The 19865-nt window shown below is 49.9% G+C and carries 14 protein-coding genes and 1 pseudogene; 8 read left to right on the plus strand and 7 right to left on the minus strand.

Annotation, left to right across the window (positions count from 1 at the left end):
- Positions 1–124 precede the first annotated feature (124 nt).
- The gene (locus ABXS88_RS02260; protein ID WP_353673572.1) at positions 125–478 is read left to right on the plus strand and encodes a DUF1257 domain-containing protein; all 354 of its coding nucleotides are present in this window, start codon (positions 125–127) and stop codon (positions 476–478) included.
- Positions 479–514: 36 nt separating this feature from the next.
- On the opposite strand, the gene ABXS88_RS02265 is transcribed toward ABXS88_RS02260, so the two are convergent.
- Both ABXS88_RS02265 and ABXS88_RS02270 read right to left on the minus strand, forming a co-directional pair.
- Complete coding sequence (locus ABXS88_RS02265; protein WP_353673573.1) at positions 515–1132, minus strand: cobalt-precorrin-8X methylmutase; 618 nt, start codon at positions 1130–1132, stop codon at positions 515–517.
- Positions 1093–2298 (minus strand): iron-containing alcohol dehydrogenase family protein, encoded by a 1206-nt coding sequence (locus ABXS88_RS02270; protein WP_353673574.1) that lies wholly within the window; start codon positions 2296–2298, stop codon positions 1093–1095. Before ABXS88_RS02270 ends, ABXS88_RS02265 begins: the two co-directional genes overlap by 40 nt.
- A 300-nt stretch (positions 2299–2598) precedes the next feature.
- Here ABXS88_RS02270 and ABXS88_RS02275 point away from each other — a divergent pair, with 300 nt between their 5' ends.
- On the plus strand, positions 2599–6390 hold the full coding sequence (locus tag ABXS88_RS02275) for a diguanylate cyclase (RefSeq protein ID WP_353673575.1): 3792 nt from the start codon (positions 2599–2601) through the stop codon (positions 6388–6390).
- Here the strand turns inward: ABXS88_RS02275 and ABXS88_RS02280 are convergent.
- Entirely contained in the window at positions 6387–7247 is an 861-nt protein-coding gene (locus ABXS88_RS02280) for a M48 family metallopeptidase (protein WP_353673576.1), read from the minus strand. The two genes, ABXS88_RS02275 and ABXS88_RS02280, sit on opposite strands and share 4 nt — an antisense overlap.
- 358 nt (positions 7248–7605) lie before the next feature.
- Between ABXS88_RS02280 and ABXS88_RS02285 the strand changes: the two genes are divergently transcribed.
- Positions 7606–8418: a hypothetical protein gene (locus ABXS88_RS02285; protein WP_353673577.1), complete on the plus strand. Its 813-nt coding sequence runs from the start codon at positions 7606–7608 to the stop codon at positions 8416–8418.
- Here the strand turns inward: ABXS88_RS02285 and ABXS88_RS02290 are convergent.
- Positions 8385–9341 carry an aldo/keto reductase gene (locus ABXS88_RS02290; RefSeq protein WP_353673578.1) on the minus strand — a complete coding sequence of 319 codons (957 nt, stop codon included), beginning with the start codon at positions 9339–9341 and terminating at the stop codon, positions 8385–8387. The genes ABXS88_RS02285 and ABXS88_RS02290 overlap by 34 nt on opposite strands.
- 264 nt (positions 9342–9605) lie before the next feature.
- On the opposite strand from ABXS88_RS02290, the gene chlP reads away from it, so the two are divergent.
- From chlP to ABXS88_RS02310, 4 genes are all read left to right on the plus strand, one after another.
- The gene (gene chlP, locus ABXS88_RS02295) at positions 9606–10829 is read left to right on the plus strand and encodes a geranylgeranyl reductase (protein ID WP_353673579.1); all 1224 of its coding nucleotides are present in this window, start codon (positions 9606–9608) and stop codon (positions 10827–10829) included.
- 329 nt (positions 10830–11158) lie between these two features.
- A complete protein-coding gene (locus ABXS88_RS02300) occupies positions 11159–11848 on the plus strand; it encodes a hypothetical protein (RefSeq protein ID WP_353673580.1) in 690 nt (229 codons plus the stop codon).
- A 127-nt stretch (positions 11849–11975) separates the two neighbouring features.
- The gene (locus ABXS88_RS02305; RefSeq protein ID WP_353673581.1) at positions 11976–12779 is read left to right on the plus strand and encodes a fimbria/pilus periplasmic chaperone; all 804 of its coding nucleotides are present in this window, start codon (positions 11976–11978) and stop codon (positions 12777–12779) included.
- A 61-nt stretch (positions 12780–12840) separates the two neighbouring features.
- Positions 12841–13047 carry a hypothetical protein gene (locus tag ABXS88_RS02310; RefSeq protein ID WP_353673582.1) on the plus strand — a complete coding sequence of 69 codons (207 nt, stop codon included), beginning with the start codon at positions 12841–12843 and terminating at the stop codon, positions 13045–13047.
- A 197-nt stretch (positions 13048–13244) separates the two neighbouring features.
- On the opposite strand, the gene ABXS88_RS02315 is transcribed toward ABXS88_RS02310, so the two are convergent.
- Both ABXS88_RS02315 and ABXS88_RS02320 read right to left on the minus strand, forming a co-directional pair.
- Positions 13245–13643 carry a hypothetical protein gene (locus tag ABXS88_RS02315; protein WP_353673583.1) on the minus strand — a complete coding sequence of 133 codons (399 nt, stop codon included), beginning with the start codon at positions 13641–13643 and terminating at the stop codon, positions 13245–13247.
- A 4-nt stretch (positions 13644–13647) separates the two neighbouring features.
- Positions 13648–14256: pseudogene (locus ABXS88_RS02320) on the minus strand (tetratricopeptide repeat protein); the annotation flags it as partial.
- Positions 14257–14443: 187 nt separating this feature from the next.
- On the opposite strand from ABXS88_RS02320, the gene ABXS88_RS02325 reads away from it, so the two are divergent.
- On the plus strand, positions 14444–17014 hold the full coding sequence (locus tag ABXS88_RS02325; protein WP_353673584.1) for a fimbria/pilus outer membrane usher protein: 2571 nt from the start codon (positions 14444–14446) through the stop codon (positions 17012–17014).
- An 85-nt stretch (positions 17015–17099) separates the two neighbouring features.
- Here the strand turns inward: ABXS88_RS02325 and cphA are convergent, their stop codons facing one another.
- The gene (gene cphA / locus ABXS88_RS02330; protein ID WP_353673585.1) at positions 17100–19721 is read right to left on the minus strand and encodes a cyanophycin synthetase; all 2622 of its coding nucleotides are present in this window, start codon (positions 19719–19721) and stop codon (positions 17100–17102) included.
- Positions 19722–19865: the final 144 nt, after the last annotated feature.

Genomic DNA, 19865 nt, shown 5'->3' on the forward strand with positions numbered 1-19865 from the left:
CTCGGTAGGAGAAAAAAACACTAGCTCTTCGGCTAGTCATACCCAGAGCCGTTGCTTTTAAGACGGCGTGTTCCCACTCTCACTCTGTTGTTGTTGATTGTTATTTATTTGGAGGAAATCCCCCATGTCTCATTTCAGCACTCTGCGGACCAAAATTACCGAAGCCGAAATTCTAAAAGCCTCCCTGGCTGACCTCGGTATCTCGGTAAAAACCGAAGCCGATGTCCGGGGCTACAATGGCCAACGCCTACGGGCTGATATCGTTGCCGTTCTAGACGGTGAGTACGACCTCGGTTGGTCTCGCAATAGTGATGGTTCTTTTGATTTAATCGCTGACCTGTGGGGTGTAGCGAAAAAACACAATCAAACCGAACTGATCAACTCCATCAATCAAAAATACGCTGTCAATAAAACCTTAGCTGAAGTTAAACAGCGGGGCCTGCAAAATGCCAACGTTAAGTTAGTGGTTCAAAAGTAAATTCTTTCGCGCGTTCCCAAATTTGGGGGTTGGCTCCTAGGGGCTAGCCCCCTTTTCGTGGGCCAACACCAGGAGGGCATTAATAATAGCCGCGGTGACGCTCGACCCCCCCTTACGGCCCTCAATACGAATTTGGGGAATAGAGCATTGGGCCAAGGCCTGCTTGGATTCCACGACGGACACAAAACCCACCGGTGCCCCAATCACCAGGGCCGGTAGAGTTGGTGGCCCTTGCTGGAGCCAATCACACAGGGCCAAGAGGGCCGTGGGCGCGTTACCAATGGCATAGATGGCCTGGGGATAAGCAGTCAAACAGCGAAGCAGGCCCGTCTCCGTGCAGGTTTTGCCTGGGTCGGCCTGGGGGGCCAAATCAATGGCTGCAATCACTGGGTTCTGAAAGGTTTTGCTGATCAGGGTTTGAATGCCCTGGCGCACCATGGTGACATCGGTAATAATCGGAGTTCCTTGGCGTAGGGCCGCCATGCCAGCAGTAATGGCCGTTGGACTACAGTGGAGCAAATGGAGGAAGTCAAAGTCCGCTGTGCTGTGGATAATGCGCCGGGCAATGGCGTACTCTGTTGCCGACAGATTATGGGGGCCGACTTCCTGGTCAATTAGGGCAAAACTCTGTTCGAGAATCGGGTGCTGGAGCAAGGAGTTCCTTTTAGTAAACAGACGACTAGGGGGGCCTTGAGGCTGGCCTCGGGTAAAGAAACCGTGGATACCAGGGCGGCCATTAAGACCTCAGGATTGACGGCAAAGGGCAGACGATGAATATCCGAGCCAGGCTGACAGGTGATTTCGGCGACTTGGCGCAGTTCCCCAAGGGTAATTCCCTTCAGACCCAGATCCTCTAGGCTCCGGGGCAGGCCCAGGTCACTATAAAATTTCAACAATTGCTGGCGAGCGGTTACGGCCAATTGATTTCCGGCCACCAATTCTTCCAAGCGGAGTTGCACCAAAATGCCGTAGGCCACTTTTTCCCCATGAAGAATACCGTGGGTCTGGGGTAAATGGGTCAGGCCATTGTGAACGGCATGGGCCGCGACGGTACGACAGTTGGCCCCGCCAATACCACCAATAATCCCGGCTAGCAATACTGTTGCATCTACTACTTCTCGCCAGACTGGACTGCCGGGGGTCTGGAGTGCCTCAAGGGATTTCTGGAAGAGGAGGTCCCGTAGAACGCGGGCCTGTTGGACTGCCGCCACGGTGAGGGTATCGCTGGCATGGCCACTGCTGACCGAGGCTTCGTACCATTTGGCAATGGCGTCGCCAATACCGGCCACCAAGGTGCGGGTCGGCGCCGATTGTACCAGGTCATAGTCGAGAATTAATAACTCAGGACAATGGCGCAGGGCCACATCGTATTGGAAGGCCCCCGCTTCACTATAGACATTAGCCAGGGCCGTCCAGGCCGCGCAGGTAGCCCCAGACGTTGGCACGGTCACAATGGGGAGTTGGCCCTGATGGGCAACCAGTTTAGCCGTATCCAGGGCCTTACCCCCACCGGCCCCTAGAATCAGATCGGCCTGATGTTCAGCAATGGCTCGATGCAGGGCCTGGAGGGAGGTTTCACAGCAATCGGGATGGTAGTCAGCCGCAGCCAAGAGGAGGCCCTGATCCTGGGCTAAATGCTCTAGGGCCGACTGGAGTCGGACAAGGGTTTGAGAACCGGCAATGACCAAGGGGCGCTGGCCTAACCGCCGGATTTCAGCACCTTGCTCCCGGAGAGGGCCACGGATAACCAGGCCCGGGGCAATGGTTAGGGGAATGGGAGCGGATACAGAGGGGGCGGGAGGATTCGCTTTTTTGGCCATCAGGGATTTGCAGGTAAAGAAAAGTCTTTTCTCAACATAGCAAAAACTCTCTGCACAAATGGCATCATCGCCGGGAAATAGGCTGTCTTGGCCGCAGAAATCTCCCGAAATTCCCTTTAGAATAGTGTTAGTAGCTACAAATTACGACATTTTTGTAGTACAAGATACAACCTCCGAGCTAAAACAAGTGCCAGGTAGGCCCTTTGAGCGATCTCCCGCCTGAAAAGGTGTGATGTCGTTCTTCTCTTGCTAGTTTTCCCTTGGCCTGATTGCGTTTTATCCTCACTTCCCCCTAAACCTATGACTATCCTCCGCAATCCCCCCGAAAAGTTTTTGGGTCGTGTTATCAACAAAATTCACAATGCGCTGGATCTGGATGAAACACTGAGGATTATTGTGCAACAAATCCAAGCCTTCCTACGGGTAGACCGAGTGAAGATCTACCGCTTTGGGGCTGATGGCAGTGGGGAAGTCATTGCTGAAGCGGTGGAGAGGGAGCATTTACCTTCGTTGCTCGGCCTGCATTTTCCGGCCAGCGATATTCCCAGCAGTGTACGGGAGGAAATCCGTCTCAAACACCAAAGTATTATTGTTGATATTTCGACCCAGCGCCGGACGGTTCATGAGCTGGATGATGATTTTGCCGGTGTCGTCCCCAGTCCCCCTGGCCCCCGCCATGTGCCGGTAGACCCTTGTCACATTCAATATCTCCTGGCCATGGGGGTTCTGTCTTCCTTGGTTGTTCCTATCTATTACAAAGATCTGCTCTGGGGCCTGCTAGCTATCCACCACAGCCAGCCCCGCCGTTTTGCCGAGCAGGAATTAGATACAGTGGAACTACTGAGTAAGGAAATTACGCTAGCCATTACTCAGTCCATGCTAACTTCGCGGGTGGAACAACAACAGCACCAGGAAGCCATTGTCCAGCAATTAAACCAGCTTTTGAATCAGGCGACGACGTCCCAATTCTCCTGGCAGGGAGTCCTCACGGCCTGCTTGGAACAAATGTCGGCGGAAGCGGGACTCCTCTACCTAGGGCCAGACCTGACCGGAGAACCGGGACAGGTTTATCAGACAGGTCTAGAGAGTGACGTAACGAGCTTGATTGAAAACCCCTTTTGGCAGACCCTAATGCGGGGAGCCTTATCCCAGGGGGTTAAGCCGGTGGTTTCTCTGGAGTCCCAATCGAGTTGGGAACTACCAGCCTCGGAACGGAGCTACGTCAGTTACTTTTCCCTCGGGGAATTGGCCAAGCAGGCCGAATGGGAAGCCTGTGCCCCCTACTTTCAAGCAACGGGGATTCAATCTCTGCTCTTTATTCCTTTCTGTACCCAAGACCAATGGGTGGGATGCTTAGTCCTTTTCCGGCGGGAATATTGTCGAGTTAGGCAATGGGCAGGACGTCAGGACGGAGATGACCGGAATCTATTGCCACGTTTGTCCTTTGAGGTTTGGGAAGAACAGCAACGCCTCATCCCAAGCTGGACACCAGAAGAACTGAAACTGGGCCAAACCATCGGTACCCATTTGTACATGCTGATCACTCAGCAATTCCTCACCCGTTTGATTGACCATCAAACAGCCTACGATTCCCTGACCCAACTACCCAACTGGATTATTTTCAATCAGCGCCTGACCCTGGCCCTGTTGGATGCCTTGTACCAAGGGGAAATGCTGGCGGTACTGGTAATTGCCATGGATCGTTTTCGACGCATTAACGAGACCCTGGGCCATGGGGTCGGAGACTTTTTACTGCAACAGGTGGCCAATCGTCTCCAGTCCGAGTTGGAAGCCTTTGAACCCCATCATCCCCTGCTGTCTCGTTGGCACGGCGATGGCTTTACCCTGCTGGTGTCTAATTTGTCCTACGCTGATGAAGTGACGGCCATTTGTCGCCGTTTACTTGATAGCTTCCGTCATCCCTTCTACGTCCAGGGGCAAGTCCTCTACTTGACAGCCAGTGTGGGCGCGAGCCTGGCCCCCTACGATGGCGAAACTGCAGAGGCCCTATTGAAGTTTGCTGAAACGGCCCTGTCCCAGGCCAAGTACCAGGGCAAAAATACCTTCCAACTCTATCAGCCCCAGGCCCTGAACGTCCGTCTCAACCATCTCAGTCTAGAAACCGACCTCCGTCGGGCCCTCGACAGAAACGAGCTACTACTCTACTACCAGCCCCAGATCGATCTCCAGAGCGGCCGCCTAACCGGTCTAGAAGTGTTGTTACGCTGGCAACATCCCCAGCTAGGATTTATTTCTCCCACGGAATTTATTCCCCTCGCTGAGGAAATTGGCCTGATTAACGAGATTGGCTACTGGGCGCTATGCACTGCCTGTCAACAGTATCAAGACTTACGGCATCAAGGCTTTTCCGACCTCCAATTAGCCATTAACTTGTCAGCTCGTCAGTTCCAGGAAGCCAACTTGGTGGAGTTGATTTTTAAAGTCCTGCAGGAAACGGGGATGGAACCCCAATATCTAGAATTAGAAATTACCGAAAGTCTGATGATGCAAGACGTGGAAGGAACCGTCAAGATTTTGCATCAATTGAAGGCGGCTGGTATTCAAGTGGCCATTGATGACTTTGGCACGGGTTATTCCTCCCTGGCAATATTAAAACACTTACCGATTCATCGCCTTAAAATTGATAAATCCTTTGTGGATGACCTCTTAGGAGCCAGTCGGGATGCCGCGATTATTCAGTGTGTGATTGGCTTGGGAAAAGGGTTAAATTTAGCCGTCGTGGCGGAGGGCATTGAAACTGAGAAACAATTACTCCAACTGCGCCAGATGGGCTGTGATGCGGCCCAGGGCTACTTTATCAGCCGTCCAGTTCCCGCAGAGGCCCTGGCAACCCTCTTGGCCCAGCCACAATTAATTGAGTTTCAAACCAACGAGGCCAAGGCTGTACCCAAGTCCGCCGTTGTTACACCGTCCAGCTTGGCCCAGATTAGCCAGGCCCTGACGCAGATTGTGCCGGGACGTACCGATGTCACCCAAAAGCTCCTGGAGTATGCGGCCCTGCAGGAAGACCTGCGGCAACGCACCCTCCGAGAAAAGATTGTGATGCAGATTGCCCAAAAAATTCGGTCATCGATCAATCTAGATGAGATCCTGACGGCCACCGTGACGGAGGTACGCAATTTCCTCGATACCGACCGAGTAATTCTTTACCAATTCAATGAAAAATGGGCCGGTACAGTCGTGGTTGAGGCTCATAACCAGCATTGCCGTTCGATTCTTCAGGAAACCATTGATGACCCCTGTTTTAATCATAAGTATATTAGTTTGTATCGTCAGGGCCGGGTACGGGCCATTGCCGATCTGGAGCAGTCGGATCTAGCTCCCTGTCATCGGGAAACCCTGCAACGCTACCAAGTCCGGGCCAATTTAGTCGTGCCGATTATCTGTGCTGAGCATCTGTGGGGCCTAATGATCGCCCACCACTGCCGTGGCCCTCGTCCCTGGCACGAACAGGAGATTCAACTGCTAACCGAGTTGGCAACCCAAGCTTCCATCGCCATTCATCAGGGAGAACTCTACCAACAACTAGCGGCCGCCAACCAACAACTCCAGGAATTGTCAGCGCGGGATGCCCTGACGGGAGTCGGCAATCGCTATCTCTTTGATGATTACCTCCAACGGGAATGGCAACGTCTCCTCCGCTCCCAAGACCCCCTGTCCCTTCTCATCTGTGATGTTGACTACTTTAAGAAGTTTAATGATACCTACGGCCATCCAGCTGGAGACCATGGTTTGAAGCGAGTGGCCGAAACGATTAAAAGCCTCCTCAAACGGCCCTCGGACTTGGTGGCCCGCTACGGGGGGGAAGAGTTTGCCGTCATTCTGCCCCAGACCCCTCCCGAAGGAGCGCAGTATTTAGCCCAATCGATCTGTGAAGAGGTTCAGGGCCTGGCCCTGCCCCACAGTCAATCTCCCCTGGGCCGAGTCACCTTGAGCATTGGGGTGGCCACCCTAGTACCCCAGGAGGGTTTATCCCCCAACGATCTACTCCAACAGGCGGATTTGGCCCTGTACCAAGCCAAGCAGGCGGGCCGTAATCAAGTGATGGTAGCCCCGAGGGCCGACGGTTAACGAAATTGTTGTAACTGGGCCTGGTAGGCGGCGGGGTCTAGGCCTTCTCCCCGCCTGGCCTGCTGGGGTGTAATGGCCCGTTGCAGGGCCAGAATACGATTATTGGTAAGGGGGTGAGTACTTAAAAACTCAGGGGCCGCACTACCCCGGCGTTGAAGCTTTTGCATAAAAGTAATCATGCCGAGGGGAGCATAGCCCGCTTGAATTAAATTCCGGAGGCCCAGGGAATCCGCTTCCAGTTCTGCTTCTCGGCTCATGGGCAGGTTAAAGGCCAACTCTACTCCCAGACGGACAAGGGTACTTTCCTGGAGGCCAGCCGCTGTCATTAATCCCTGGGACAGGGCCACATCCCGCAGACGATTAACCGCATGGCGGGCGCTGATATGGGCAATTTCGTGGGCCATCACACTGGCTAATTCGGCCTCATTTTCAGCGGCGGCTACCAGGCCACTATTGACGTAAACAAAACCGCCCATGGTGGCAAAGGCATTGATATTGCGGTCATTGACGACCTGAAAGGTGTAGGGGAGGTCGGGTCTCGCACTGGTTCGCGCCAAACGTTGGCCAATTTGGTCAATGTAACGATTTAAGGGTTGATTTCGGGCCAAGCGAACCTGGCCCTGCTGGAGCAGTTGTTGGTTGATTTGTTGCCCCAGGCGGACTTCCTGGCCAGAGGAAAGGTTAGATAATTGCAGTACCTGGACTCCCTGAAAGAGGAGGTCTAACCAGGATTGGGCCTGGCTGAGTTGAGCAAGACCTAGGCTGAACCCCAGAGCAAGCAGGCTAGCAAGGATGAAGGGTAGCCAGCGTTTTGGAAAAAAGAGGGAGAAAAAACGATGGTAACGAGCCATAACCATACTTGAGTTCGACGGAAATCAACATTATTATGAGGTACTCTATTGGAATATAGTTATTTTTACTGATGTCAAAGATCCTGTAGCTATTTTAGGATATAGGTTGAGAAAAATTTAAGTGCTCCTATACTCTTTTGCATCAGCATAGAATTAATAGGCTGGGCTGCCATCACCTGTACGTACCAAGGGTATGTCCTATTCTAGAGAACTTTTTACTAGCGTGTCTTCTTATTTTGTCTCCTTATAATACTCGTTTATCGAGAAAAGACAAGAACTTAATTATATCGCTTGGCTTTAGTGACTTGGTGTAGAACAGGTAAATAGAAGAAACAAACGCTTTTTGAATTTTGAGATAGATATCATGAAACCAGTTCTTGGAATAGTCCATCACCTCGCCAAAAGTGGTGGTACTATTATTTGTCGTTGCCTCGGTTGTATGCAGAGTGCTGTGTTACTGAGCGAAGTTCATCCCCTAGTCGATGACAAATACGAGGGAATTCTGCTTCACCCTTTAGAACAAGCATATAGCTGGTTTGATTTATTTAGCCAGGAAGAGATCTATATTTTAGAATTTTTGGAAGCCCAAGCTCCGATCCCTTTTAGTGAAGTCATCTCCCTTATTTATACCAAAGTTCTAGAGAAGCATCAAACTCTCATTTTGCGAGATTGGAATCATTTGGATTTTTTAGGTTATCCTTTTCAGCTACCCACAGGACAATTGTCAACCAATATAGCGCTTCAAGCCCATTTTGATTTGTTAGAAATTGCGACTGTTCGTCATCCCATTGATCAATGGTTGAGTATGAAAAACTGGACTATTCTAAGCTCAACTAATGTTAATGACTATCTTAAGGGTTATTGGAATTTTCTAAGCTGTTGTACAGGGAAAATGCCGATTATCCGCTACGAAGATTTCTGCCAGACTCCACAACAAACGATGCAATTGATGTGCAAACATTTAGACTTGGTCTACGATCAAAATTTTATTAATAAGTGGATGAACTATCATTGCATTACGGGCCATGTAGATAATAAAAATCAACATCTAAAAGCCAAAATCTATCCTGATCGATCTCAAACATTAGAACTTTTTCAGAAAAATAAATATTATCAAGAGATCATTGATCAATTGGAGTATGATCACTCACCATCCCATAGGCTGAGTACTGTGTAGGGACTGCCTGGCAGGGCCCAAAAATCTCCCGAAACGTAGCGATAGTGGCGGTCTAGCTTGCCGATCTGAGCCATTTGACTATCGGTTAAAACCAGATCAGCGGCCGCTAGATTTTCTTGAAGGCGTTCTGGGTTGGTGGATTTGGGAATCGTGATCGTTCCCCGTTGCAGGGCCCAGGCCAAAAGCACTTGGGCCGGGCGACAGCCCTGTTGAGTCGCAATCTCAGTAATCAGAGGGTCAGCCAGTAACTGCGGTTCTACCGCCTGTTTAAAAGAAGCCGACCGGTCGCCGGAACCCAGGGGAGAATACCCCGTGAGCAAAATCCCCTGGGCCTGGGCAAAGGCCAGTAGTTTCCGTTGCTGGAGATAGGGATGGAGTTCTACCTGATTGATCTTGGGCCGAATACGGGCCAGGGCCAACAGCATTTCTAGTTTTTTTGCACTGAAATTAGAGACGCCAAGATGCCGACACAGGCCCTGATCCACCGCATCTTCTAACGCTTGCCAGGTGCCCCGCAGAGAGTCTTCGGTAAAGGGCAACAGTTGGTCGCCAGTCTGAGGAAAAGGAATCCCTGGCTGAATCACTACAGGCCAATGAATTAGGTAGAGATCCAGATAATCCAGACCAAGATCCTGCAAGGTTTTTTTCAAGGCCGGTATGGCGGCCTCTGGATGATGGGCATTACTCCAGAGCTTGGAAGTTATCCATAGTTCCTCTCGTTGTACTTGGCCTTGATTAAGCGCTTCTGTCAAAACCTGGCCAATTTCCGTTTCGTTGCCGTAGATAGCCGCACAGTCAATGTGACGATAGCCCAGCGCCAAGGCCTGCTTGACTGCCTCGCCGACGACTTGGGGGGCCGACTTCCAGGTTCCTAGGCCCAGGCCCGGAATTTGATCGCCGTTACTTAAACTGTAGTATTTCATTAATCACTCTCTGCGCCTAACTCCGCCTCTACTGTACCATCACTTTTTTGGAGTTGACTTTAACAACATTCAAGTTTTTCAATTGGCAAACCCTTGCCCTATCTATTGATTGGCAGTATTTTTGTAAACTTCTGTAACAGCCTTGTTAAGCTCTATTGCGAGATAGGCCCTAGTTCCGGGATTGCCTTTCCCCAATGTAAAAAGCCGTGATACCATGCGATCCGTACTTCCTCGCTCTTTAACAAACATTTTAGGAGAAAAGCTTTGGTACTACGGGTAGCAGTTGTCGGAGGAGGCCCCGCTGGTTCTTCCGCAGCCGAAATTTTAGCAAAAGCGGGAATTGAAACCTACCTGTTTGAGCGCAAACTAGACAACGCCAAACCCTGCGGTGGTGCGATTCCCCTCTGTATGGTCAGTGAGTTTGACCTTCCCCCCGAGATTATTGACCGTCGGGTGCGGAAAATGAAAATGATTTCTCCCTCCAACATCGAAGTCAACATTGGCCAAACCCTCAAGGACGACGAATACATTGGCATGTGTCGCCGGGAAGTGCTAGACGGCTTTCTCCGCAATCGGGCCGCAGGCCTCGGGGCCAATCTGATCAATGGCACGGTCTATAAGCTGGATATTCCCAGTGGCCAAACCGATCCCTATACCCTGCACTATGCAGATCACGCCAATGGTTCGGCCCAGGGAGAAATGAAAACCCTGAAGGTGGATCTGGTGATCGGAGCCGATGGGGCCAACTCCCGTATTGCCAAGGCCATTGATGCCGGGGATTACAATTACGCCATTGCTTTCCAAGAGCGTATCCGCCTGCCCGAAGACAAAATGGCCTACTACGAAGACCTGGCGGAAATGTATGTGGGCGATGATGTTTCCCCCGATTTCTACGCTTGGGTCTTTCCTAAGTACGACCACGTTGCCGTGGGCACCGGCACCATGAAGGTCAACAAGGCCATCATCAAAGACCTCCAGGCCGGTATTCGGGCCCGGGCCGCCAAGAAATTAGAGGGCGGTGAAATCATTAAAGTAGAAGCCCATCCCATTCCAGAACATCCCCGGCCGCGTCGGGTGGTGGGTCGAGTGGCCCTGGTTGGCGATGCCGCAGGAACTGTGACCAAATCCTCTGGGGAAGGCATCTACTTTGCCGCGAAATCGGCCCGGATGTGTGCGGAAACCATCGTGGCCACCAGCAATAACGGCCAACGTATTCCCACGGAAGCGGATCTGAAAACCTACATTCAACAGTGGGATAAACGCTACGGCATGACCTACCTAGTACTGGATATTCTGCAACGGGTTTTCTACCGTACCGATGCCACCCGCGAGGCCTTTGTAGAAATGTGCGCCGACATTGATGTGCAGAAACTCACCTTTGATAGCTACCTGTACAAAACCGTCGTCCCGGCTAATCCCTTGGTGCAAATGAAGATTACGGCCAAGACTATTGGCAGTCTGCTCCGGGGTAATGCTCTCGCGCCTTAAGACCTTTATTTTTAGCAAGTAAGGAAGGGTTGGTTTAGGCCGACCCTTTTTGTTTTGTCTACCCCTCCGCCTACGGCACCTCCCCTTGGTAAGGGGACAGTGGGGTCATTGGTGTCGTCATGCTTCAGAGATTTGGTATTAGCTCAAGAAAAATAATTTTATCGAAGACAAAAACGGCGCCCCATTACGATGAAATTCTTCGATCCGTTTGAATAGTGAGTTAGATCACAAGGAGTGAGTGATGACGATCATGATTTTGGCTTTTTTGTTACATTTCGCAACGCCAGTAAGTTTTTATACTTAGGATAAAAAGATTGAATTGTAGAAAGATGGGTGTTCTGCTCAATACTTTAGGGCCTAGGGTTTTCTACACTGTTAAATGTAAAAGAAAACAAAAAGATTCATTCTCTTCACCGGCGAGCGATACAGATTACTACCCATCGGGAATAGAGAAGGAGGCAAAGATTATGTTTACAAAATTCAATCGAGTTCTTCTAGCTTCGGGTTTGGTTCTGACTTCCTTAGTCGGTTTTGGTTCTGCCGCTTTTGCTGAAGGCGCTGGTTCAGGCACGGGTGCAGCTATCGGCGTTTCGCTTCCAGAAATGAATACTTTGCTATGGACACCTACTAACACGTCAACAAACCCTTTACCGCTTACCATTCATACAGGCGAAGGCTTGGCAAACGGAACGAAAGTTGGTCAAGTTAATGTTCAGGCGAATCATTCTGGCGGGTTTACAGTTGCGGTAACGTCTACAAATCAAGGAGTATTGATCAAAGGTTCTTCTACCAAAGCCTACGATAAAATGGCCTACACACTCTACTATGACGGAAGCCCAGTTACACTAGACTCAAGCGGTGTAGGAACAGCTGAAAGTCATAATGAGCTTGTGACAGAATGTGCCTCATCGAACGGATGTACACGTGACGTAGGAGTCCAAATTCTACAAGAGCAAGTAGAAGGAAAAGCCTATGGTACTTATACAGATACTCTCACTTTTACCTTGACTCAACCATAACTCAAGATCAACAAATGGATATTCAGTGAAACTTCTTATTCTTCTAAAGAACAGGTGATTATCTAAAATAGGTGAGTGATAACTTGCTTGGATGAACACCTAGTTCTTACTTTAAAGAGGAAACACCATGGTATCGCCACTCCAAGGCCACCTAGTAAAAATCAATTTCAAAGGTTTTGCTCTAGCCATCTTAGTAGGTGTTGGAATAAACGTCATTAATCCAGTAAAAAGCTTAGCGACTCCTTCTTTCCAACTTACACCAATGGAGATGCAATTTACTCCGTCAGGGGGAGGAGTTAATCGTTCCTTTTTAGTTCAAAGTGCAGGAGATAAGCCGATTGCTGTCCAAATTACGATAGTCAAGCGACAAATGGCAGTTGATGGTGCCGAAGTCCGTACAGATGCCGAGGAAGATTTTATTATTTATCCTCCTCAGATAATTCTCCAGCCTAACCAAACACAATCCGTGAGGGTAACGTGGTTAGGAGAATCATCTCCAACGAAAGAACTAGCTTATCGCATTATCGCTGAACAAGTACCTATTGAATCTATTGAAAGTCAGCCAACGGAATCAAAAACAGAACGTGTCGCTAATATTAAGGTTCTTTTTAAATATGAGGGAACCATTTACATTACCCCTTCCAATGCTTCACCACAAATTATCCTACAGACTGCTGAGTCTCTGGTAGAAAAGGATCGTACACAGTTAGTTTTGAATTTTGAAAATCAGGGGACAGCTCATCAATTGCTGAATAGTTTAAAAGTAACGCTGACTTCTAACGACGGAAAAACTGTCACGCTACAAGGCGAACAACTGAAAGGAGTCATTGGTGAGAATATCCTCGCTGGTAATAAACGCCGCTTTGTTCTGCCCTGGCCTAAAGAATTACCCGTTGGCCCGGTCACTGCCACCTTTGAAACTAGCCCCTAAAACGCCGATTGTGGAGAGATTCTGTGTATAAGGATGCCTCCCCTCGGCCGGGAGGTGTCCTATGCGCATTCATTCCTTTGTCAAAATTTTCTGTCTGCTAACCATTGTCCTTACACCTGTCATGGCCCTGGCAGAAACCCCGGTTAATCCATCCTCTGCGCCGGTTTCCCCCAAACCCCTGGTGCTTAAACCCAACGCTACCGAAGGCTATACCCAGAAAATGCGTAAACCTCCGCCAATGGCAATGGATATTAGCCAAAAACAATAGATCTTGCCTCCAGCCAATCATTTTCGGGAGATGGCAACCCTCAGATAACCTCTCTCGGAACTTTTTTCGATCCCCTTCCCTAATAAAAACAATACCCCCGCCAATGACGGGGATTATTTTCAATATAGGCCGCAATCCGATCATAGGATAAGTCGTCCCGGATCACATGGTCATGAAATCTGGCCTGCCAGGCAAAATCAGGATCCAATGGGCGGGCATTTTTTGTCACCACGGATTTGTATCCCCCAATAATGGTTGAAACCGGATTTTTTCCCGGATTTTGAAACCGTTTTCGCCCCGTCGTTTCCGTTATTATCGTTGGGGTTATCCAAAATCAATATGCCGTGAATATGGTTTGGCATCACCACGAATTGGTCTAAAACGACGTTTTTTGCATGATCAATAATTTCATACCAAAATTGTTCGGCTAATTGTCCCACCGGTGATAAAATCATCTGCTGATTAACCACCTTTCCAAAAAAATGACGACGATCCTTCGTACAAATGGTGATGAAATAGGCCCCATTTCTTCCATAGTCCCAGGATTGCCAACGGGCCGACTCTATACGATATGTTCCCTTGAATTTTTCCGCCATCCGCTCACAATGCCAAATCCGTAATCCGCTCCAAGGCCTCTAGATAACTGGCCCGATCACCTCGATTCAGATAGGATTGAGCCGCTTGAAAGAGATCCTGTCGTGATCTATCCAACTCGCCTAAACGATAATAGGTCAACCCCCGGTTGTAGATCGCATCAATATAGTCTGGTTTCAATACTAAAACGAAATTATAGTCCGCGATGGCCTGCTGATATCGGCCCAACTGAAAATAACTATTCGCCCGATTATAATAGGCCCTGTAGCGATTGGGATCAAACAGAATCGCCCGACTAAAATCTTTCACGGCTTGCTCATGATTGCCTTGTTGACTGTAGAGATTACCCCGATTAATATAGGCAGAAACATACTCTTGATCTAACTTTAAGGCCTGGCTATAGTCCGCTAGCGCTTGCTCCACTTCTCCTAAGCGATCAAAAGATAGCCCTCGATTATAATAGGCTTCGGCGGAAAGAGGACTCAGGGCGATGACCTGGGAAAATAAACCCACTGCTAACTGATAATTACCCGCTTCCCCTTGGGATACCCCCTGCTCAAACAATGCTTCTGGATTGGTTTCAATAGATGAGGACAGAAGAACAGATTCAGGAGAAGACTGTGCCACGGCCGAGGACAATAAACTGCCAGATCCTCCCTCAATCATCACGGCAAGAACCATGGTAACAGTAGAGAGTTTCGGTGTTATTATCGTTTTGACTAAATCCATTTAGTAATGCATGGGTATTTAATCGAAGACTCGGCTTCAACCTCACTGCCTGGGTTGAATATGATTGATTATTATGACACCGAAAACGGCGATCTCCCCTATTCTCCTCATTCTAGCCAGCCTTCTTGTTCCAACTCCCGCCCAAGCAGACCTTCCCCCTAATAGCAATCCCAACCCATCACCCGACATCAATCCCAGCCCCAATCCTGCCCCGACCCCAAGCGACAATACCGATGAGCTGTTTGAGCGCGTTTTTAAGCGGCCGAAACCAACGGGAGTACAACGGGTTATTGTTCCTTTTTATATTAATGATCTAGAGCAAGGACAAATAGTTATTTTTGTTTCCTTGGGGGGAAATAATAATCTGCAAATGACGGGGGCCACCCTCTTAAAAAAGATGGCCGAGTATGCCCGTCCCGATATTCAAGCCCGACTGGAAAGCTTAGTCGATCAGAGTGGTAATTTAACCCTCGCGGCCCTGCAATCTACTGGCCTAAATGCCACCTTTAATGAACAATCCCTAGAATTACGGATTCTTATTCCGCCCAATCTTCGTAAAACTATTGTCTATGGCTCTGGTAATTCTCGGGTTCCCAAGGAAGCGGCCAATGCCCTACGTCCGAGTAACTTGAGTGCTTTTATTAATCTGCGGGGAACTCAACTTTATGCTTGGGACGGAGATAGTCAAAATCTGGGGCGACAACCACTCAATCTGGGTTTAGAGGGGGCTATTAATTACCAAGGTTGGGTCTTGGAAGGGAGCGGCAGTTTTGCAGAACAAAGTAATAATCCGTGGACAAGGGCGGATATTCGTTTAGTCAAAGATGATCCGGATAATGCCATGCGCTATGTCTTTGGCGATCTGTTTAGTACGATACGGGGTTATCAAAGTTTTGTTCCTTTAGCAGGGGCGGCCATCGTCCGTAATTTTTCCCTTCAGCCCTACCTGACAACCCTACCGACCGGACAATTTGATTTTTTTCTAGACCAACCTTCTAAGGTGGAAATTTTTGTCAACGGCCTTCTGCGCCAAACCCTTCAACTCCCCGCAGGGCCCCAGGATATTCGTGATTTTTCTCTCAATGCGGGTTTGAATAATATCACCCTCAAAATTACCGATAATGTGGGTCAAGTACGAGAGGTCGCTTTTTCTGCCCCCTTAGCCTACGATCTTCTAGAAGAAGGGTTAAACCAATTTGCCCTTGTTGCTGGCGTTCCTGCCTATACCCAGAACGGAGTGAGAAGTTATGACACAACTCGCCCTATTGTGGGTGGCTTTTATCGTCAAGGTATTACCAAAACCTTAACGTTGGGGGGATATCTTCAGGTCGCAGGAGCACAACAGGTAATTGGGACAGAAGGAACGTTAGCGACGGACTTCGGCAATATTGGTTGGGATGCGGCGATATCCAATAGTCCCGGTGGTTTCGATCATGCGTTTCGACTGCGCTATCAATACCTGGCCCTCGGCGGTAATCAGGTTAATTTACCCACCTTTGGGCTAGAAATGGAGTATCTCGGCCCCTATTTTCAGCGCTTCGGTAATCTTAGTATTGGGAATCCTTTTAATATTTTCAATAACTCAACCAATAATATTGACTGGAATTTTGGCGCAAATTATGGACAAACCCTATTTGATGGTCTAGGTCTTAATCTCAATTTAGGTTATCAAATTGGCAGTTTTGGTCAGCCCAATGCCTACAGAGCAGCGGTCGGTTTAACCCGTAATTTAGGCAATGGCTGGCAGTTAAATCTCACCCTGAATAATCGTCGAAGCCAGGCGGGAGATCAAGAAACTCAACTGTTGGTTAATCTATTGCAAACGTCTCAATTTCAGTCTCTGACGATTAGAAATGGCCTCAGTAGCCAACAGGAACAGGCCAGCGAAATCACCTGGAGTTCCCGCAGTCCCGCTCAATATAATAGTGTTAATACTACCCTGGCTCTTAGAGAGAATCCCCAACCCAGTTATACTGGCGCACGACTAGGACTGAATTATCGCGGCTTTGTAGCAGATGTTAATCTTAATCATGATTATGACCAATCTCAACAGGGAACGAATTTAAGCTTTGGCACCGCTCTAGTTTATGCCGATGGACATTTTGGCTGGACACGGCCTGTCACCGATAGTTTTGTTATTGTTTCCCGTAATGATAATTTTGCTAACCAATTGGTGGGGGTTAATCCGGGTCTTTATGGATATGTGGCCGAAGCGAGTTCCTTTGGCCCTGCCGTGGTTCCGGATTTGAGTTCTTATACAGTTACAACCCTGCGGGTCGATGCACCAAATATGCCCTTGGGCTACGACCTCGGGAAAACGGTCTATAGCCTGTTGCCCAGTTATAAAAGTGGAACGGTTATTACGGTGGGGACAGAGGCCACGGTCTTTCTGCGGGGAATCCTACAAGATAGCCAAGGTAAACCGATTAGTTTGCAGGCAGGACAGGTGACATCCCTCAGCGATCCCAGTTGGGAACCCGTCTCGCTTTTTACTAACAAAGTAGGCAGATTTGCACTACTGGGCCTAAAGCCGGGTCGTTATGAGTTAACGCTTTTTACGACTCCCTCCCAATCTGTTCAGTTTGAGATTCCGGAAAACCAAACTGGAATTTACGATTTAGGCCAATTAACCATTAGAAATTGAGCCTGTGCCGTTGAAATGCTGACTCCAGGGAAGCGATAAAACTCTTCCTTCGTCTAAGGGGCTGTTCCTTAGCGTTTGCAAAGAACTAGACTTTAAGACCTCGATTTTTGATCACCGAGATGGCCCGGCTGACGCTTTCCGGAAAAATAACCACCAGGCCTTGTTTTTCTACTGTATTGAGTCCTGTTTCCAGGGCCTCGACTTCCGAGAGGATGGTTTCGTAGGGTAAATCCGGGCGAGTCTGAACAATACCTTTGGCGATCAGATCCGCCACTTCTCCCGGTTCCCGGCCCCGTTTATCCTCATCTTCCTTGACAATGATGCGGTCAAAAACCCGTGCCGCGATCTGGCCCAGTTCAATTAAATCTTCATCCCGACGGTCGCCAGGGCCACCAACAACACCTAACCGTTGGCCCTGCCAATTGCGCACAAACTCCCCAACCGCATTGTAGCCAGCCGGGTTATGGGCATAATCCACCAGGGCATGGTAATCTCCTAGGTTAAATAAATTCATGCGGCCAGGGGTCTGCTCCGCCGAGGGCCGGAAGGTGCGAATCCCTTGGCGAATTACTTCAATATCAACCCCATGCACAAAGGCCGCAAGACAGGCGGCGAGGGCATTGGCAATCATAAAGGGGGCCATGCCGCCCATGGTCATGGGAACCTGGAGGGCCTGTTCAATGCGTAGTGTCCAAGAGCCTTCTAGGATGGAGAGATAACCATTTTCGTAAACGGCGGCAATACCATCCCGTCGGACATGGTCTTGAATAATGGGATTATCGGGGGTCATGGAGAAATAGGCCACCTTGGCCTTGATGTTATCGGCCATGGCCGTCACCAGGGGATCATCGGCATTGAGCACCGCATAACCCTGGGCATTAACCACCTCTGCTACCACGCTTTTGACTCGGGCCATCTGCTCGATGCTATTAATATCCCCCTGCCCCAGATGGTCGGCCGCCACATTGAGCACCACCCCGACATCACAGGTATCAAAGGCCAGGCCGGAGCGTAAAATGCCGCCCCGTGCTGTTTCTAGTACTGCCACTTCCACCGTCGGGTCTCGCAGGATGATCCCGGCACTGTAGGGCCCAGTATTGTCGCCCTTTTCTACTAAATATTCATTGATATAAATGGCATCCGTACTGGTATAACCGACTGTTTTGCCGGTTTGTCGGTAGATATGGGCAATCAGGCGCGTTGTGGTGGTTTTCCCGTTAGTACCGGTAACGGCGAGGATGGGGATGCGGCTGGGGGTACCGGGAGGAAACAGCATATCCAACACCGGCGCCGCCACATTGCGGGGTAGGCCACGACTGGGGGCCACGTGCATGCGAAAACCGGGAGCGGCATTCACTTCTACAATCACCCCTTCCGTGTCTCGCACGGGTTTGGTGATGTCTGTGGTCACCACATCAATGCCGCAAATATCCAGGCCAATCACCTTGGCCACCCGTTCCATCAACCAGACGTTTTCGGGATGAATTTCATCGGTGCGATCCACCGCAATACCCCCAGTACTCAGGTTAGCCGTGGCCCGTAGGTAGGCAATTTCCCCGGATTCCAGCACGGTTTCCAGGCGAAAACCCTGACGCTCTAGAACGTCCAGGGCCGTTTTGTTGATTACGATTTTGGTAAGGACGTTGTCATGGCCCTCGCCGCGATTGGGGTCTTGGTTAGTTTCTTCGATCAGTTCAGCGATGGTGGAACGGCCATTACCGATAACGTGGGCCGGAATGCGCTCGGCCACGGCGACCAATTTGCCATTAATCACCAGAACCCGGTGGTCGCTGCCTTTATAAAAACGTTCAACGATAATGGAACGGCTTTTGGATTCTTCGCTGGCCAGATCGTAGGCGGCGGTGGCCTGATTCCAATTACGGATATCAATGGTGATGCCGCGGCCGTGATTGCCGTCTAGGGGCTTGATCACAATGGGATAACCGCCGACATCGTTAATAGCTTCTTCCAAGTCTTCAAAATATTGGATTGTTGTTCCCTTGGGAACGGGAATACCCGCATTTTGCAGGATGGTTTTAGTCCCTTCCTTGTCACAGGCCAGCTCAACCCCCAGGATGCTGGAATGGGAACTAAGGGTAGCCTGGATGCGTTGCTGATAGATCCCATAGCCCAATTGCACCATGGCGCGGGCACTGAGGTGCATCCACGGAATTTGTCGGGCCTCGGCTTCGGTCACAATCGTTTCAGTGCTAGGCCCTAAAGCCGAATTAGCGTAGAGGTCTCGGAGGTCGGCTAAATCTCGTTCCAACTCCTCGACTGGATAACGTCCCGTTTCCACTAAGGCCTGACAGAGGCGGACAGCAGCCCGCCCAGCATAGCGCCCCGCCTGCTCATCGACGTATTCAAAGACAACGTTATAGACCCCTGGGGTCGCCGTTTCCCGCGTACGCCCAAACCCTGCGGTCATCCCTGCCAATTCCTGTAACTCTAGGGCAATGTGCTCCACAATATGTCCCATGTAGGTGCCCGTCTGTACCCGCTCTAAAAAGCCCCCCCGGTAGCCCGGTGAACAATAGTGCTCAATCAGAGTGGGGAGGGAAGCCACCAGGCCCTCGTAGAACCCCGGAATTTCATGGGAAGGCTTCTCGGCTAGGTCTTCTAAATCCAGACGCATCACAATCAACTTGGGGCGTCGAATACTCCAGTAGTTAGGGCCACGTAGGGTGAGGGTTTTTAGGATTTTCATGGTTGCTGTGTAGTCAGAATCCGCAGAGAGGAGTAGGAATGCCTTTGCTAGAGAGCCTTTTGCATCGTCATTGTCGAGGGTCGTCTTGCTCAGGAACTGTTTATCATGAACATTTCTGGGCTAGTCCTGGGGAGGAAGTCCCTG

The sequence above is a fragment of the Synechocystis sp. LKSZ1 genome, from assembly GCF_040436315.1.
GTDB lineage: Bacteria > Cyanobacteriota > Cyanobacteriia > Cyanobacteriales > Microcystaceae > Synechocystis.